Origin of the sequence: Paraburkholderia sp. Tr-20389 (assembly GCF_017104565.1) — a bacterium.
Taxonomy (GTDB): domain Bacteria; phylum Pseudomonadota; class Gammaproteobacteria; order Burkholderiales; family Burkholderiaceae; genus Paraburkholderia.
This window is the reverse complement of the sequence record NZ_JAAGPD010000029.1, coordinates 74,989-92,459: the sequence shown is the minus strand read 5'-3', so window position 1 is coordinate 92,459 and position 17,471 is coordinate 74,989. Positions and strand designations below refer to the sequence as shown.

The window sequence follows — 17,471 nt, the reverse complement described above, 5'->3', positions numbered from 1 at the left end:
ATGAGCGCATCGACGCTTCAGGATCGCAACACTTATAACGGCGCGCTGATCGGTTGCGGGTTCTTCGCGCGCAATCATCTGCACGCGTGGCGCGACATCGAGGGCGCGCAGATCGTCGCGCTATGCGATGCAGACGAAGCGCGCCTGCATGCCGCCGGACGCGAGTTCGGCATCGAGCGTCTGTACACCGATGCCGCCGCGATGCTGCGCGCAGAACGACTCGATTTCGTCGATATCGCGACGACGGTTACGAGCCATCGCGCGTTGGTTGAAATGGCTGCGGCAGCCCGAGTCGCGACGATCTGCCAGAAGCCGTTCGCACGCACGCTCGACGATGCCCGCGCGATGGTGTCCGCCTGCAAGGAAGCCAACGTGCCGCTGATGGTGCACGAAAACTTCCGCTGGCAAAGCGCGATTCAGGCCGTCGGCGCGGCGTTGCAGGCAGGCGAAATCGGCACGCCGTTCTGGGGCCGGGTATCGTTTCGCTCGGCCTTCGATGTATTCAGCGGTCAGCCTTATCTGGCCGAAGGCGAGCGTTTCATCGTCGAAGACCTCGGCATTCATGTTCTCGATATCGCGCGTTTTTTGTTCGGCGACGCGACACGTGTGGCGGCGAATACGTCGCGCGTGAATCCCGCGATCAAGGGCGAAGACGTCGCGACGATCATGCTATGTCATGAAAGCGGTGTGAACAGCATCGTCGATTGCAGCTATGCTACGCGTTTGCCGCAAGAGCTGTTTCCGCAGACGCTGATCGAAGTGGATGGCTCGGCGGGCACGTTGCGCCTGATGGCCGACTACCACTTGCAGATTCATACGGGCACCGGCACCGAGGTGCGCGATGCGACGCCTTCGATGCTGCCGTGGATGAGTTCACCATGGGAAGCGATTCAGGGCAGCGTGCTGAATATTCAGTCGCACTGGATCGACTGTCTGCGCAGCGGGCGCGAACCGGCGACGAGCGGTCGCGACAATCTGCGCACGCTGGCGCTCGTCGAGGCGACGTATCTGTCCGCGCGCGAAGGGCGCAGTGTGGACTTGCGTGAACTGGAACATGAGCATGCGCCGAAAGTGAAGGTCGCGCGATGACCGCGAATCTCGCGGAGCTTTACTACGGCACGAGCCAACCCGTTGAGGACGCGCAGTGTCTGCAAGCGGGGCGATGGTCCGCGCTGTTGATCGATGGTGCGCTGCAACAGATTCGTTACCGCGACATCGAAGTGATCCGCGCGGTTGCGTTCCTCGTGCGCGACGAGGATTGGGGCACTTGCCGGCCTGCGCTGAGCGGCATCCGGATCGATCAGACGGAAAGCGGTTTTCGCGTCGTGTACCGTGCGCAATGCGCGAATCCCGATGGACACGCATTGAGTTACGTGTTGTCGATTCAATGCGACGGCGAGGGTGCGCTTTCATTCAGCGCGGACGTGACCGCGCACGATGCGTTTCTGACGGCGCGCTGTGGCTTTTGCGTGCTGCATCCTTTAGATGGCGTAGCGGGTTCGCCGGCGCGCGTCGAACATGGCGACGGCACGCAAGAAAGCGCGGCGTTTCCCGCGCTGATCGATCCGTGGCAGCCGTTCAAGGATATCCGCTCGATCGAACACGACATGCCATGCGGACTCACCGTGCATTGTGTGTTCACAGGCGATGTGTTCGAGATGGAGGACCAGCGCAACTGGTCGGATGCATCCTTCAAGACGTATTCACGACCGCTGGAATTGCCGTGGCCTTTCACGCTCGACGCAGGCGCGACGATGATGCAGACCGTGACCCTTCGCATCGAAGAGCGGGCGTTTGCGGAACGCGCGCCGCTTGCATCGCGAGAATGCGAAGAGCGCATCGTTACCTTCGAAAGCACGGATGAAGCGATGCCCGCGCTCGGTATCGCCGTTGCAGCGGATGAAATCGAAACCGCGCTCGAACACCTGCCTCTGCTGAGCGAAGTTGCGCCTCAGCAACTGACGCTCAGCTTCGATCCAATAGCAGGCCAGGGACTGCACGAACTCGAACGCTTCGCGGTGTTGCAGCGACGAAGCGGGATCCCCAGCGTGCTCGAATACGCGCTGCCCGGCGTCGATGCGCCGCGTGTGGAACTCGCCGCGCTCGCTTCCATGATCGCGGCGTCGGGGATCGAACTGACGGGCATCGTCGTGAGCCCGTCTGTGCATCGGCAGTCGAATCCGCCCGGCAGCATCAGTCCGCCGTGCCCCGCGCTCGACGAGGTGTATCGCGAAGCACGCCGTGCGTTTCCGCAGCTACGGATCGGCGGCGGCATGCTCAGCTACTTCACCGAACTCAACCGCAAGCGTCCGCCGCTCGAACTCGTCGACTGGACGACGCACGCGACCTGTCCCATCGTCCACGCCGCCGACGACCGCAGCGTGATGCAGACGCTCGAAGCCATCGAGCACATCACCCGCTCATGCCGTGCGTTGATCGGCGCGCAGCAGCCTTATTCGATCGGTCCCGTGTCGATCGGGATGCGCCAGAACCCGTACGGCTCGCGCACGATGCCGAATCCGCACGGCGAACGCATCGCGATGGCCGCCGGCGATCCGCGCCAGCGCGCGCTGTTCGGCGGCGCGTGGCTCGCCGGTTATGCAGCGGCGCTGGCGGGCGCGCGCATCGACACGCTGACGCTCGGCGCGCTGACCGGCGCGCGCGGCCTCGCCGATGTCAGCGACGGCGTGCGGCGCTATCCGATGCTCGACGTCGCAAAGGCGCTTGCCCGCATGGCGGGCGCGACGCGGCTCGCGTGCGCGGGCGTGAATCCCCGCGAGATCGCCTGCGTGGCGGCGCGCAATGCGCGTGGGCAGATACATCTGGTGATCGCGAATCTGACCGGTTCGACCTGCTTCGTGCGGCTGGATCTTTACGGCGATCCGCTGCACGTGGCGATGATCGACGCAATGTCGCTGCAACACGGGAACAACACGCCGTTACGCCTGCACGGTGCCGAGCCTATTGCGCTGCGACCGTTTGCCTGCGTGATCGCGTCGACGGACAAATAAGCTGACGAAACCTCTCGGTAGTAAACCCAGTGCCTATTTTTCGATCAAGATGGTCTACTCATCATACCAGCACAGCACATGAGTGATCTGTGAGATGGCGCAGAGTCGCGAGACCTATTGAAGGAGACGCAATGCAAGCTGCCCCACACGCCGACAAGGCAAGCCCGAGCGAGCTGGAGCGCTCGACCATACGCAAGGTTTCGCTGCGCCTCGTGCCGTTCGTCGCGCTGATGTTCTTCATCAACTTCCTCGACCGCACGGCGATTTCGTTTGCCGGCCCGAACGGCATGACGAAGGATCTCGGCCTGGACGCCGCGCAGTTCGGCTTCGCGGCGGGCGTGTTCTTCATCGGCTATATCTTTCTCGAAGTGCCGAGCAACCTCGCGTTGCACAAGTTCGGCGCACGCCGCTGGCTTGCACGGATCATGGTGACGTGGGGCATCGTCGCGCTGCTCTTCACGTGGGTGAGCAGCGTGCCCGGCCTGTACGGGCTGCGCTTCGCGCTTGGCGTGGCCGAGGCGGGCTTCTTTCCCGGCGCGATCCTGTTTCTGAGCATGTGGGTGCCGCAGCGCCATCGCAACCATATCCTCGCGCTGTTCTATCTCGCTCAGCCGCTGACGATCGTGATCGGCGCGCCGTTCGCCGCGTTGCTGATCGAAGCGCACGGTCTCTTCGGGCTCGCCGGCTGGCGCGTGATGTTCCTCGGCGTGGCCGTGCCCGCGATCGTTATCGGCATCGTCGCGTGGTTCTATCTGAGCGACCGGCCGTCGCAGGCGCGCTGGCTCACGTCCGCCGAACAGGCGTGGCTCACGGCGGAACTCGAAGCGGAGCAGCGTCAGCGCGGCGCGAACGGCGCGCAGCATCGCCATCGCGCGAGCGCCGCCATGACCAGCGGCCGCGTGTGGATGTTCTCGCTGATGTACTTCGGTTTGATCTACGGCCTGTATGCGCTCGCGTTCTTCCTGCCGACCATCATCGGCGGCTTCGAGACGCAGTTCGGCTCGCACTTCAATGTGTTCCAGAAAGGGCTGATCACCGCGATTCCGTATCTGCCCGCCGCGATCGTGCTGTTCCTCTGGAGCCGCAGCGCGACGAAGCACGGCGTGCGCGCCTGGCACATCGGCATTCCCGCTCTCGTCGGCGCACTCAGCATTCCGCTCGCGCTCTTCATGAAGTCGCCGGCCACGAGCGTCGCCGTCATCACGATCACGGCCTGCGCGATCTTCTCCGCGTTGCCGAACTTCTGGGCGCTGCCCGCGCGCTTCCTGTCGGGCGCGGCGGCCGCTGCGGGCATCGCGCTGATCAACACGATCGGCAATCTGGCGGGCTTCGTTGCGCCGTATGTGACGGGCGCGCTGAAAGACGCAACAGGCTCGTATCACGCGCCGATGTTCGTCGTCGGCGTCTTCATGCTGCTGAGCGCCGTGCTCGCGTTCGCGTTCTGCAGCGAGCGCCGCACGCGTGGCCAGGACGAACACGCAGCCGTCGCGCTGGATCCGCGCGCAAGCTGACGCGCAACGCACATTCATGAACATCACGTTTCCCTGCAAGGAGAGAGAACGATGAAAGAGAAAATCGCCCTGATCGGTGCCGGCGGAAAAATGGGCTTCCGTCTGTCGAGCAACCTGCTGAAGTCGGACTATCGCGTCGCGCACGTCGAAGTGAGCGAAGTGGGCCGCAAGCGCCTGAAAGACGAACTGAACGTGGAGTGTGTGTCAGTCGATGCCGCCATCGACGGCGCGCAGGTCGTGATCCTCGCCGTGCCCGACACGCTGATCGGCAAGCTCAGCCACGAAATCGCGCCGAAGCTGCCGGCGGGCACGATGGTGATGACGCTCGATGCCGCCGCGCCGTTCGCGGGCCATCTGCCCGACAGGCCGGACCTCACGTACTTCGTCGCGCATCCGTGTCACCCGATCATCTTCAACAACGACGACGATCCGAAAGCGCGCCGCGATTTCTTCGGCGGCGCGTATGCGAAGCAGTCGATCACGAGCGCGCTGATGCAAGGCCCCGAGTCTGCATTCGATCTCGGCGAAGACGTCGCGAAGACGATCTATCAACCGATCCTGCGTTCGTACCGTTTGACCGTCGAACAGATGGCGCTGCTGGAGCCGGGTTTGTCCGAGACGATCTGCGCGACGCTGCTGTACGTGATGCGCGAAGCGATGGACGAGACCGTCAAGCGCGGTGTGCCCGAACAGGCTGCGCGCGATTTCCTGCTCGGCCACATGAACATCCTGAGCGCGGTGATCTTCAACGAAATCCCCGGTGCATTCTCCGATGCGTGCAACAAGGCGATCGAGTTCGGCAAGCCGCGTCTGATGCGCGACGACTGGAAGGGCGTGTTCGAACGCGAAGAGATCGCGGAGAGCATCCGCCGCATTACGTGATGCACCGCGCGCGCTGAGACTTCTTTTGACTTCCAACAGGACTGCATCGTGAGCGAACGCATTCACGCTACTTACTGGCTCGAAACGGGCGACGATCCGCGCCGGGCCGCCGAGGTCATCGCCGGCGAACAGTCGAGCGGCACCTTCGTCGCGCTGCCCGGCGAGACGCCCGAACTGAAGGCGCGTTCGGGCGCGCGCGTCGAGCGGCTCGATATGCTCGACACCGTCGCGACGCCGAGCTTGCCCGGCGGCATGAAGTCGGACACGTACACGCGCTGCACGCTCGAACTGTCGTGGCCGATCGAAAACATGGGGCCGTCGCTGCCGAATCTGGTGTCGACGATCGCGGGCAATCTGTTCGAACTGCGCCAGGTATCGGGCCTGCGGCTCACCGGTTTGACGCTGCCGCCTTCGTTCGCGGCGGCGTACTCCGGTCCCGCGTTCGGTATCGACGGTACGCGCAAGCTCGCGGGCGTCACGCATGGACCGCTGATCGGCACGATCATCAAGCCGAGCGTCGGGTTGTCGCCGGAAGAAACGGCGCAGCAGGTGCGCGAACTGGTGGAAGGCGGCATCGACTTCATCAAGGACGACGAGTTGCAGGCCGACGGTCCGCATTGTCCGTTCGACGAACGCGTGAAGGCGGTGATGCGTGTCGTCAACGAACACGCGGAGCGCACCGGCAAGAAGGCGATGGTCGCGTTCAATCTGACGGGCGATCTCGACCAGATGCGCAGGCGTCACGATCTCGTGCTCGCGCAAGGCGGCACCTGCGTGATGGCGGTGCTGAATTCGATCGGCCTCGTCGGCATGCACGAGTTGCGCAAGCACGCGCAACTGCCGATTCATGCGCATCGCGCGGGCTGGGGTTATCTGTCGCGCAGTCCCGAACTCGGCTGGGACTACGCGCCGTGGCAAAAGATCTGGCGGCTCGCGGGCGCGGATCATTTGCACGTGAATGGCTTGCGCAACAAGTTCAGCGAACCGGACGACAGCGTGATCGCGGCAGCGCGTGCCGTGCTCGAACCCGTGATGCCCGGCGCGCCGATGACAGCGATGCCCGTGTTCAGCTCGGGGCAAACGGGTCTGCAAGCGGCGGACACCTATGCCGCGCTCGGCCGCGCCGATCTGATTCACACGGCGGGCGGCGGCATCTTCGGTCATCCGCAGGGTGTCGCGGCGGGCGTGGAAGCGCTGCGCGAGGCGTGGGTGGCCGCGATCGAAGGGGTGCCGCTCGCGAAGCACGCCGAGCGCAATCCGGCGCTGCGCGCGGCGCTTGGTTTCTGGAAGTGAGCACGTGATGACGGATTCAGCGCAAACGGAACTGCCGGCGGGACCGCTGCTCGCGTACTACGGCGACGACTTCACGGGATCGACGGATGCGATGGAGGCGATGACGGCGGCGGGCGTGCCGACGGTGTTGTGTCTCGACGCACCGACGCCCGAATTGCTCGCGCGCTTTCCGGGAGTCCGCTGCGTCGGGCTCGCGGGTTCGTCGCGCGGACGCAATCCGGCGTGGATGCGCGATGTGCTGCCGTCCGCGTTCGCGAGTCTCGCGGCGTTCGGCGCGCCCATTCTGCAATACAAGGTGTGCTCGACGTTCGACTCATCGCCTGAGGTTGGTTCGATCGGCGCGGCCATCGACATCGGCGTGAACGCGATGCGCGCGCGCTGGTCGCCAATGGTGATCGGCGCGCCGCGTCTGAAGCGTTATCAGATGTTCGGCAATCTGTTCGCCGCGGTGAACGGCATCGGCTATCGCCTCGACCGTCATCCGACGATGTCGCGTCATCCCGTCACGCCAATGGACGAAGCCGATTTGCGCGTGCATCTCGGAAGGCAGACGTCGCGCCGCATCGAACTGATCGACATGGTGCAGTTGCGCGGCGGCGAGGGCGCTGCGCGCGTCGCTACGCTCAGTGCCGACGACAAGCCCGTTGCGCTGATCGACGTGCTCGATGAGGAAACGCTGGTCGAAGCGGGGCGGCTCGTGTGGGAGCAGCGTGGCGAGGGTGTGTTCAGCGCGTCGTCGTCGGGGCTGCAATATGCGCTGGCCGCCTACTGGCGCTCGCGCGGCTGGTTGCCCGCGACGCCGTCGCTGCCCGTCGCCGGTCCCGTCGATGCGATCGCAGCGGTGAGCGGCAGTTGCTCGCCCGTCACGGCATCGCAGATTGCGTGGGCGCGTGCGCACGGCGTTCATGTCGAGCGGCTCGATTTGCGACGCGCGCTCGACTCGCAAGCAGGCGGCGCCGAGATCGAGCGCGCGGTCAGCGTTGCCGCCGATGCGCTGCGCCGTGGTGTCAGCGTCGTCGTGCACAGCGCGGAAGGTCCAGACGATCCGGCCGTGGTCGGCTTCGACGAGATCGCGCGTGATGCCGGCTTGACTCGACAGCAGGCGGCGCGCAATGTCGGCGGGGCGCTCGCGCAAGTGATGCGTGATCTGCTCGATCGGGTCGAGCTGAAGCGCGTGGTCGTGGCAGGCGGCGACAGTTCGGGCGAAGTGGCGAGCACGCTCGGTATCGACGCGCTCAATGTCGCGGCGGGTCTCGCGCCTGGCGCACCGCTGTGTCGTGCGTGGTCGAAGTCGGCGCGGCGCGACGGGCTGGAGATCGTGCTGAAGGGCGGGCAGATCGGCGGCGCTGCGTTTTTCGGCGCGGTCAAGGCGGGGCGTGAAGCGATGTGAAGGCAACGATGTCGGGGCGGCGTGGAGCGTGTCTGATCAGGCAAACGGTTCCACGCAAGGATCGATCGGTGTATGGTATTGTCATTACACCAGAAGCTTGTCGCATACATGTAATGGGCGAGATCATCCCGCGTCGGAAGCTGTACCAGGAAGTCGTGGACCGTTTGATGGAGCGCATCCGCTCGGGCGAAATCGCGCCCGGCGCACAGCTGCCGTCCGAGCGGGAACTGATGGAAATCTACGGCGTCGGGCGGCCTGCCGTGCGCGAAGCGCTGCAGACGCTCGAACGCTCGGGCATCGTCGAGATCGTACACGGCGAGCGCGCGCGCGTCGTCGTGCCGACAGCCGACCGGCTGATCGGCCAGATCGCGAGCGGCGCGATGCATCTGCTGCGCACGGACCCGGAGATGCTGGAGCATCTGAAGCACGCGCGCCTCTTCCTCGAAACGGGCACGGCGCGCATGGCCGCCGAACGCGCCACGGAAGAAGACGTCGCGCGGCTGCAATTGAGCGTCGCGCAGCATCGGGCGTCGATGGTCAATCTCGAAGAGTTCATCGAGCGCGACATGGCGTTCCACCGCGAGATCGCCAAGATCAGCGGCAATCCCATCTTTCCTTCGATCGTCGAGTCGCTGTTCCGTTGGGCAGGCGAGTACTATCGCCCGCTGGTTCGCGCGCCCGGCGCGGAAGAACTGACTCTGGCGGAACATCAGCGCATCGTCGATGCCATCGCGAAGCGTGACGGCGACGCGGCCGCCGAAGCCATGCATGCGCATTTGTCGCGCGCCAACGAGCTGTACCGCAAGCTGAGCAAGTAAGGCTGATGCAATCGGTGAAGCATCCCGATGAGGCGCGTGCGCCGCTGCAGTGCCTCGCTTCGCCTGCCGCGCAACCGGCCGTCGGCAAGACGGGCCTCGATCCCATCGCGCACTGAGCGACACCGCGCTTGTGTCGCCGATGTGCGTTCAAAGCGCGCATCGGCTGGCCGTCTTCAGGCTGCGGAGCGATCCGCACATGCCGCTTTCGCGCGCAGTGTCAATGGCCGAAAGGCGCATACGCATCTTCAGTGGCGCGGGGCGTGTTGCTCGCGGATCAGGTGGATTTGTTGCGCTAGAATCGTGGCACCGCGGGGGTGTTCACTACGAGCAGCAGCAGCCGAAAGACGCCCGACAGCCTGGCCCGAACACGATGGCCGGTGCGACTGAAGAACAACAACGCCGCTGTGCTGATGACGAACGCGAGTCGCTTGATTTCATCCGGCGCGAAAGGCTGTCCGCCGTTGCCGAACTTCCTGCCGCTCGTCCCTTCCGATTCTGCCTGCCGAGGGACAATCAGCGGCGAAACACATATAAGGCATCATGTATTCGACCTTGCCAGCGTTCGTATCCGCGCTGTTCCTGGGCTTCGGTGTGTACGTCCTGCTCACGGAGGGCGTGACGCGTCTGTCCGCGCCGTTTGCGTTGATGTGCATGACAACGTTTGCGTGGCAGGGCACGTGGGCGTTCCTGTTCCAGGCGACGAGTCCCGAAACCGCGGGGCTGCTGGTCAAGGCCGGCTACTTCTTCATCCTGTTTCTGCCCACTACCTTCTATCACTTCGTCATCGAACTCACCGAGCGGCGCGACGAGCGACCGCTGCTGATGGCGTCGTATGCGTTATGCGTGATCCTGGCCGTGCTGCTGATGACGAGCGACGAGGTAGTGGCCGGTTTCGGCAGCCATTTTTTCGGCGATTATCCGAAGGCCGGGCGACTGCATCCCGTGCATGTGCTGCAGACGGTGATGCTCGCCGGACGCAGCGGGTGGCTGCTGATCGTGTCGCGGCGTCAGGCGCGTGCGCGTCACCGCCGCCGTCTGCTCGGCCTCTGTCTCGTCAGCCTGTGTCTGTATTCCGTTGCGGCAGGCGACTACGCGGTCAATTACGGCTACATCTTCTATCCGCCCGGCGTGATCTTCATCGCCATCAGTCTGGGCATTCTCGCCGTCACCATCGTTCGACACGGCTTGATGCGGCAGTACTTCCTCGCCGCGACGGTCGCACAAGAGGTCGCGATGCCCCTCGAGGTGATCGGCATGCATGCCGACGAACTCGGTCACGCGCTGCCCGAACTCCTGCGCGGCTATCAGCTGGCCGTGAGGCATCAGTTGCTCGTGAATGGTCTTTATCCAGGCCAGTCGGAAAGACTGCCGACGCTCACGCGCGCGATTCGCAGGCAGATCGACAGCACGAGCACGGTCGTGGAAATGTCGCTGGCGTCACTCACGCTGGACCGGGTCGATCGCCGCAGCTTCGGTCCGCAATCTGTCCGGCATTGCGTCGATTCGGCACTGGATCGCTATCCGTTCCTGCCGGGCGAGCGCGGCCGCGTCTCCGTCATTCCTATCGATCCGCAGTTGCGGTTCTCAGGCATGGATTCGCTGTTCGTCTTCGTTCTGTTCGCCCTGTTGAAGAACGCGTTGTACGCGATCGAAGCGAGCGGCTCGGGCAACATCACGATCAGCGCAGGGCGCGACGGAGGCTTTTGCGTGATCCATTTCAACGATACCGGTCCGGGTATCGCGGCTGACGTGCTGCCGCATATCTTCGACCCGTTCTATTCGACCAAGCCGCACGGGCAGGGTGGCGGCATGGGACTCGAGTTCTGCCGGCGCGTGTGTGACGCGTTCGGCGGGACGATCTCGTGCGCGTCGACGCCGGGCGTGCTGACCACCTTCACGCTGCGGCTGCCGGAGCCGGGTTCGATGGCGGACCGCGCAGCGCACGATCCGCCGGTACGGTCCCGGCGCTCGCGCGCCGGGCAGGGCGAGATCAACTAGTTCGTGACGGGCGGCAGGACGACTTCATATTCCTTGACCCGCTCGATGATCCCTTCCGGGAAGCGCCGGATCCGCTTGTCCATCCCGGCAAACAGGATCTGCTGATAGCCGTGCGACACGGGACGCCCGTCGACGCAGAACCGGAACAGCAGATACGCCGAACATTGCCGAACCTGGAATGTGTTGAGGTAGCAGTCGACGCGCTGGAACGGAAACGTCTCCTGCACATATTCCTGATGCGCGCGTTTCGTAATAAAGGTGCCCCCTGCGGCCAGCAGATTGTTGTGAATGCACTCATGGAACCAGCGTTCCCGGCAGATGCCCTGCCATTCGAAATAGCGGGCGAAATAGGTATTCATGAAGGCATTGGAGTCCTTGAGATAAATATCGATGACGTGGTGAAAAGTCTTCTGTGGCGTTCCTTCGATCATGTCCGTCGACAGCAGTGCGGACGTACGTGACAGAACTTGAGGGATTGCTTCGCGAGTCAACATGCATTGCTCCTTGGGATAGCCGCTAGCGGCGGCTACGCATTCCTTCTGCATGAAGGAACGCCCCAATTCTGGCCCCTCGGTTTGAGTTTCCATCTTCGCTGCCGTTAAACGAGGAGTGGAAAAGTCGAAAGGCAGCACCGATTGGAATGACGCGCGCAGTGCCACGCGGCGCGCGTCACACGAGGAACAGAGAGTTCAATGATGAAAGTAGAAGATCTGATGACGACGCGCGTCGTGACGGTGGGCTTCGACGACACGCTCGAAACGGTCAAGGATATTTTCGAGCAGTCGGGGTTCCATCACCTGCTGGTCGTCGAAGACCGGGCATTGCAGGGCGTCGTGTCCGACCGCGATCTGTTGCGCGCGCTTAGCCCGTTCATCGACAGCGTGGTAGAGACGCAGCGCGATATCGGCACGTTGAGCCGGCGCGTGCATCAGATCATGAGCCGCAAGCCGATCACGCTGCGCCCTGACGCCGATGTGACGGAAGCGATCCAGCTGTTCCTCGCTCACCCGATCTCGTGTATTCCCATCGTCGATGGAGCATTCCGTCCGGTGGGCATCGTCAGCTGGCGCGATATTCTGAAGGTGTGTTCCGAAGTGCTGGGTGCGCCTCTAGCAGCAGATGCCGAGGCGGACGCGCGCGGCCAGTAGCAAGGCCGCTGAGCGGCGCGCGAGCGGTCAAGCCGGTTGCTGCGCCGGCGCGAGGCTGGGCATCGCTGCCTCTTCCTTGCCGCCGAGCGCGCGGTATTCCTGCGGCGCCATCCCATAGGCTCGCCGGAACGCGCGCGTGAACACCGACGCACTCTTGAAGCCGAGCCCGAAGGCAATATCCAGCACCAGCGCGTGTGGATAACGGACGAGGTCGTCGGCTGCATGGCGCAGCCTGAGGTGGCGGATGTAGGCGCCCAGTCCGCCTTCGTGCTGGAACAGCCGGTACAGCGTCGAGCGCGGCAGTTGCAGCGCGCTCAGCACGCTTTCCGGGGAGAGTTCGTCGTCGCACAGATGTGTCTGCACGTAGCGCTGCACCTGATCGACCATGTTCGCGCGCGGTTCGGAACCCGCCGTGTCGTCCGGGAAGCCGCTCAGGCCGGGCGTCGCGACATACCGGCTCGCGTACGCCGGCGTCCAGGCGGAATCGATCGCGTCTTGCGACAGGCAACGGATGTCAAATGTAGTGGCGCAATGATCCATGCGAAGTCTTCTTTGGGGAGCGCGGCAGGGGACTGTTCGAGCCATGCGGCCACACTCCTCGCTTGCCGGGCCGCCACTGCCTTTCCTCGGAGAATGGGCAGCGGCAGCCGGGTCACGAGGCGGTTCGCCTGGCGCAAGGCCGGACGATCACCGCCGTTTCGGGTAAAGCGACGCTCTTCTCTCTGGAAGCAATCGGTCGCCACGTATCGACATCGACGTCTACGGCAACAACCACAGCAACAGCACCACGGCCCTCTCTCAATCGGTATCAGCAGCTGGAAATCAACCGAACCCACTCAGCAAGCGTCGTGCCATTGAGCCGAACCTTGTCGGAACGGGAAAACCCCGACGTGCCGAATGTCGATATGGACGATTTCGACCAATGCATTTTGGTGGGCTGGACGGTTCCGGCCAACAGGCTGTTTTGGACGTGGCGATGCGTCGAATCCGTCCACTACGAAGCGAGCGGGAAGGGGAACGGATCGTGTGGTGAGGGGTGGTTTTCGCGCGCGGGCGAAGAGGCAAAGCCGGCGCGGCATGGGACGCCGCGCCGGATCAAGCGTAGAAGCAGCAGGGCGCTGCCTACGACTGCAGACTGACCTTGCTGTACGTCAGCCGGCTGGGCCGCACGCGCATGCGCACCAGCGACACCAGGAAGCTGAAGCCTGCCTGGTTCGGATCGATCACGGGCACATAGCTGCCTAGCGCCTCGCCGAGCAGCGTGGACACGCGGCTCGCGACGTCGACGAAACCCGTGCAGCCGAGCAGGATCGCCTGCGCGCCGTCGTCCTTGATCGCCTTCATCGCGGCCTCGAACGTGCGGACGACGACCACGTCGATGTTGTCGAGTTGTGCGACCGGGCAATCGATCGCGCGGATCGACGCGAACGTGTCCTGAATGCCGTAGGTTTGCGGATGAGCGCGCTGCATCGCGAGCGTGCTCTGCAGGATCGTGACGATCGAGAAGCGCTGGCTGAGCATCAGGGCCGCGAACGCCGAAGCGGGAAAGCCGCCGATGATCGGGATGTCGATCACCTCGCGCGCGGCCTCGACGCCGCACATGTCGAAGTCGGTCAGCCAGATGCCGTCGAAGCCGTCGTTGGCGATCGACTGCGCCAGTTCGACCACGGGCATGCCGTTCTGCAGCCAGTTCGTGCGGTTCTCGATATCGGGATGCCCGCTCGTGATGTTGCGGATCTCGACCTGCACGTCGGGCGGCACGACGGGCGTGATTGCCTTCAGGATGCGGTCGTTGTATTGCGACGTGGCGACGGGCACCAGCACACAGATGCGAATCGGCGCGGTCAAGATGCGTCTCCCTGATGAATGGATGCGAGCTTGTCGAGCGGCACGTACGGTCCGAGATAGCCGAGCGAGTTCAGCAACTGCACGAAGCTGTCGAGATTCAGCCCCGGCTTGCTGATCTCGGCTTCGGCGCGCCACGCGATCAGCGTGACGGGGCGCTTGCCGATGGCAGGATTCAGCGAGCCGTCGCTCTGCACGAGGTCGCCGTTGGTGAAGATCGACTGGCCTTCGCCGCCGACGTAGTACGCGATGCTGTCGGGCGCCAGCACGACGGGATGTGCACGCTTGCTGTCCCAGACGAGCAGCGACTCGTTCTGATAGATCACCGTGTAGGTGTGCGCCCCGGACTGAATGCGGATCTTGCCGACATCGAAGCCGCCTGCCGTATCCACTTCCGCCGAAACCAGCTCGCCGGGTTCCGAGATCGCGCGCGCGGCGAGCCCGCAGTGCTCCTTCAGATAACGGGTCATGTCCGGCACGCTGCCCAGCTGGCCGTTCTGCACGGCGCGGCCGAGTTCCAGCGCGCGCGTCAGCGTGCCCCGGATCGGCGTGGCGCGGCCGATGTCGGCGGGCGTCATCACCCACATCGCAAGGCCGCCGAACTGGCCGAATTCCGGATCGGCGACGACGGGCCGCATCATCTGCTCGACGATCGCCGACACGTCGCGCTGATGCGTCGGGCCGCCGTTGCTGCCGCTGCGCGGCGTGACGTCGAGTTCGACGCTCAGGCCGCCCTGACTCACGAGAAACGCCGGACGTGGATCGATTTCGGCGGCGGCGAAGGTGAGCATCGGCAGCGAGGGCACGGCGCGTCCGGCGCCGTCCGCGTCGATCACGGCGAGGCCGAGCTTCGCCGCGACGAGCGCCGCCACCGTGAAGCCGAGCGCGCCGCTTTCGGGCGGCATCACATACGCCAGCTTCGTGGATTGCGACGCGAGCCGCGCGACCACGTTCTGCACGGCCGTCACGGGTCCGATCGGATAGGTGGCGGTGTTGATCGCTTCCGGCGCGCCGAGATACGCGACCATGACGGCTGCGCCTTCCGTCGCTTCGTCGACGGACACGACTTTCACCGTGTCGGTCGGGTAGTAGTCGCCGGCGACGAAATGCGCAGCCAGATGCCGCGCCGATTCGATCGTGCCGCCGCCTCCGCTGCCAAAAAACGCTCCGCCCAGCAGCAGCGGTTCCAGATCTTCCTGGCGTATCTCATAGGCCATGTGCGATTCCTTCGTTGTCGTTGTCGAGAGAAACCTCTTGCCGGAGTTCAGCGAGCAAAGCCGCCGCGCTGGCGATCCGGGTGGTCGGGTCCGCTGGCAGCGCACGCAGTCCGCGCTCGAGCGTGTCGATCGCTTCGGCGTGGCGGCCGGTCGATCGGAGCAAAGTGGCGAGATAGCGCGCCGCATCCACTCGCGCCGGCACCGAGCCGAACGCGAGCGCCGTCGACAGCGCGGCGCGCAGTCCCTGTTCGGCAGCCGTCAGATCGCCGAGCGCCCATTGCGCGCGCGCCCGCGTGACCAGCAGTTCGCCGAGATACACGCGCTCCTGACGTGCGAGCGTTTCATCGACGGCCGAGGCGAGCATCGCTTCGCAGTGCTGCGCGCGGCCGGCGCGCAGCAGCAATTCCCCGTGCTGCCACGCCATGCACGAATAGAACAGCGCGCCGCCGTTACAGACGACATGATTGTCGTAGCCGTCGAGCATGATCGTTTCCGCTTCGTCGGAGTGGCCCTGCGAGCTGAGATGCGCGGCGCGGAAGATCTGTCCGACGCCCCGGTAAAACGCGAAGCCGTTCGCGATCGACACGGTTTCGAGTTCGCTCGCGAGACGCCCGAGGCGCTCGTCGTCGAACAGGGTGGCGAGCCACGAGGCGCCTTGCAGATTGACCGCATGCGCGAACGCGTGCGGGCCCGGCTCCGATGAGCGCGCGATCAGCATTTCCATCGCCTGCCGCGCCTGCGCGAATCCGCCGATCTGATACGCGGCGAGTCCTTCGAATGTCAACGCAAGGCTGGCGAGGTCGATGCCTTGCGAGCCGGTGCGCGTGTCATGGCGTCCGACGCCGAGCAGATTGCCGCGCGCGAGGCAGGCCAGCGCTTCTTCGCTGTCGCCGAGCCAGAACAGCGTGTTGGTCATCGCGACGTGGGCCTCGTCGAGCGACACGCGGTCGCCGCTGTTCTGCGCGCGTTGCAGCATGTCTTGCGCGGTGGCGCGCGCCTGCTTGAGTTGCAGCGTCGTCAGTTGCGTCGTCCAGACGCCGAACTGGATCGCGGCAATCTCCGTAGGCTCGCAGATGCCTTCGCCGATCGCCAGGGCAGCCGCGTAGCAGGCGGTCGCTTCGGCATAGAGCCAGCCGTGCACGCTGCGCAAACTCATGCCGAGCAGCCGGTAGGCGTCGAACTGCAGACGGCGCACCGAATCCTGTTCGTTGTTCGCCTGCAAGACGTCGAGGCAGCGGCGCAACGGAGGAATGGCTTCCGCGAAACGCGACTCGGCGACCAGCGCGGTCGCATGTTCGAGACACTTGTGGGCCTCGCGATGATGTTCTTCGCGCGACTTCAGGCGCCGCTCGATCGTCTTGCGGCCGACGCCGAGCAGCGCGGCGGCCGCGCTCTTGTTGCCCGACGTGCGTTCGAGCGCGCGGTCGATCAGCAGATCTTCGGCGGCAGCGAGTTTGTCGCGGCCGTCGAGTTGCAGCAGCATGTCCGCGAGGCTCGCGCGCGACACGGGACCGGCCGCTTCGTTGGCGAGGAACGGCTCCAGCGTGTCGACGTCGATCAGCGTGTTTTCGGCCAGCACGCTCAGCTGGCTGATCAGGTTGCGCAACTGCCGGATGTGTCCGGGCCACGCGTGCTGGCTGAGCCGCCGGACGGCGGCTGGCGAAAACTCCAGACTGCGCGGCTGCTGCGAAGCGAAATGCGTGACGAGCGCGGGGATGTCTTCGACGCGCTGTTCGAGTCCGGGTACGGCCAGCACGAAGACTGCGAGCCGATAGAACAGGTCTTCGCGGAAACGTCCTTCGCGCGACAGCTCGCGCAGGTCTCGGTGCGTCGAGGCGACGACGCGTCCTTCGAAACGCAGATTGGTCGACGAACCGATCGGACGGAAGGTACGCGTTTCAAGCACGCGCAACAGCTTCGGCTGCAATGCGAGCGGCAGTTCGCCGATTTCGTCGAGCAGCAGCGTGCCTTTGCCGACCTGCTGGAAAAGTCCCTGGCGATTTTCCGCGGCGCCCGTGAAGGCGCCTTTCACATGGCCGAACAGTTCGGCTTCGACGAGATGCTCGGGAATCGCGCCGCAGTTGACGTCGACGAACGGCTGGTCATGACGCAGGCTGCGCATGTGCACGCGGCGCGCGACGAGTTCCTTGCCCGAACCGGTCGGGCCGAAGATGAGCAATGCGTGATCGGTGGGCGCGACGCGGTCGATCAGACGGACCAGTTGACGAAACGCGGGTGCGGCGCCGACGAACGCGCCGGGGTTCGCCTTGTTTTGGGCGAACGGAATGACCGGGGTCGAACTCATTGCAAAGTGGGCTCCAGATAGACCCGCGCATTGCGCCACGCACCTGCGCCGTT

Annotated in this window: 14 protein-coding genes and 1 pseudogene; 10 read left to right on the top strand and 5 right to left on the bottom strand. The window is 64.7% G+C overall.

The genetic code is table 11. The features are described from left to right. The 9 genes and pseudogenes from G3N95_RS24905 (at position 1) to G3N95_RS24870 (ending at position 10,903) form a co-directional block, all read left to right on the top strand. A complete protein-coding gene (locus G3N95_RS24905) occupies positions 1–1,089 on the top strand; it encodes a Gfo/Idh/MocA family oxidoreductase (protein WP_205972727.1) in 1,089 nt (362 codons plus the stop codon). Further along, positions 1,086–3,011: a hypothetical protein gene (locus G3N95_RS24900; RefSeq protein WP_205972726.1), complete on the top strand. Its 1,926-nt coding sequence runs from the start codon at positions 1,086–1,088 to the stop codon at positions 3,009–3,011. Before G3N95_RS24905 ends, G3N95_RS24900 begins: the two co-directional genes overlap by 4 nt. 131 nt (positions 3,012–3,142) lie before the next feature. Next, entirely contained in the window at positions 3,143–4,522 is a 1,380-nt protein-coding gene (locus tag G3N95_RS24895) for an MFS transporter (RefSeq protein ID WP_205972725.1), read from the top strand. 51 nt (positions 4,523–4,573) lie between these two features. Next, entirely contained in the window at positions 4,574–5,404 is an 831-nt protein-coding gene (locus G3N95_RS24890) for a phosphogluconate dehydrogenase C-terminal domain-containing protein (protein WP_205972724.1), read from the top strand. Positions 5,405–5,452: 48 nt separating this feature from the next. After that, positions 5,453–6,697, top strand: a complete 1,245-nt coding sequence (locus G3N95_RS24885) for a ribulose-bisphosphate carboxylase large subunit family protein (protein WP_205972723.1) — start codon at positions 5,453–5,455, stop codon at positions 6,695–6,697. Positions 6,698–6,704: 7 nt separating this feature from the next. Continuing rightward, on the top strand, positions 6,705–8,087 hold the full coding sequence (oiaK, locus tag G3N95_RS24880; protein WP_205972778.1) for a 3-oxo-isoapionate kinase OiaK: 1,383 nt from the start codon (positions 6,705–6,707) through the stop codon (positions 8,085–8,087). Between the two features lie 113 nt (positions 8,088–8,200). Then, positions 8,201–8,905: a transcriptional regulator NanR gene (locus tag G3N95_RS24875; protein ID WP_205972722.1), complete on the top strand. Its 705-nt coding sequence runs from the start codon at positions 8,201–8,203 to the stop codon at positions 8,903–8,905. Positions 8,906–8,922: 17 nt separating this feature from the next. Next, positions 8,923–9,021 (top strand): annotated as a pseudogene (locus tag G3N95_RS40630) (ABC transporter substrate-binding protein); the annotation flags it as partial. A 424-nt stretch (positions 9,022–9,445) separates the two neighbouring features. Further along, entirely contained in the window at positions 9,446–10,903 is a 1,458-nt protein-coding gene (locus tag G3N95_RS24870) for a sensor histidine kinase (RefSeq protein WP_205972721.1), read from the top strand. Here the strand turns inward: G3N95_RS24870 and G3N95_RS24865 are convergent. Continuing rightward, positions 10,900–11,397 (bottom strand): thioesterase family protein, encoded by a 498-nt coding sequence (locus G3N95_RS24865; protein WP_205972777.1) that lies wholly within the window; start codon positions 11,395–11,397, stop codon positions 10,900–10,902. The two genes, G3N95_RS24870 and G3N95_RS24865, sit on opposite strands and share 4 nt — an antisense overlap. 201 nt (positions 11,398–11,598) lie before the next feature. Between G3N95_RS24865 and G3N95_RS24860 the strand changes: the two genes are divergently transcribed. Further along, on the top strand, positions 11,599–12,051 hold the full coding sequence (locus G3N95_RS24860; RefSeq protein ID WP_205972776.1) for a CBS domain-containing protein: 453 nt from the start codon (positions 11,599–11,601) through the stop codon (positions 12,049–12,051). Between the two features lie 27 nt (positions 12,052–12,078). On the opposite strand, the gene G3N95_RS24855 is transcribed toward G3N95_RS24860, so the two are convergent. From G3N95_RS24855 to G3N95_RS24840, 4 genes are all read right to left on the bottom strand, one after another. Beyond that, positions 12,079–12,591, bottom strand: a complete 513-nt coding sequence (locus G3N95_RS24855) for a helix-turn-helix transcriptional regulator (protein WP_205972720.1) — start codon at positions 12,589–12,591, stop codon at positions 12,079–12,081. Between the two features lie 582 nt (positions 12,592–13,173). Further along, positions 13,174–13,899: an aspartate/glutamate racemase family protein gene (locus G3N95_RS24850; protein ID WP_205972719.1), complete on the bottom strand. Its 726-nt coding sequence runs from the start codon at positions 13,897–13,899 to the stop codon at positions 13,174–13,176. Beyond that, complete coding sequence (locus G3N95_RS24845) at positions 13,896–15,113, bottom strand: DUF917 domain-containing protein (RefSeq protein WP_205972718.1); 1,218 nt, start codon at positions 15,111–15,113, stop codon at positions 13,896–13,898. Before G3N95_RS24845 ends, G3N95_RS24850 begins: the two co-directional genes overlap by 4 nt. After that, positions 15,103–17,418: a sigma 54-interacting transcriptional regulator gene (locus G3N95_RS24840; RefSeq protein ID WP_205972717.1), complete on the bottom strand. Its 2,316-nt coding sequence runs from the start codon at positions 17,416–17,418 to the stop codon at positions 15,103–15,105. Before G3N95_RS24840 ends, G3N95_RS24845 begins: the two co-directional genes overlap by 11 nt. Positions 17,419–17,471: the final 53 nt, after the last annotated feature.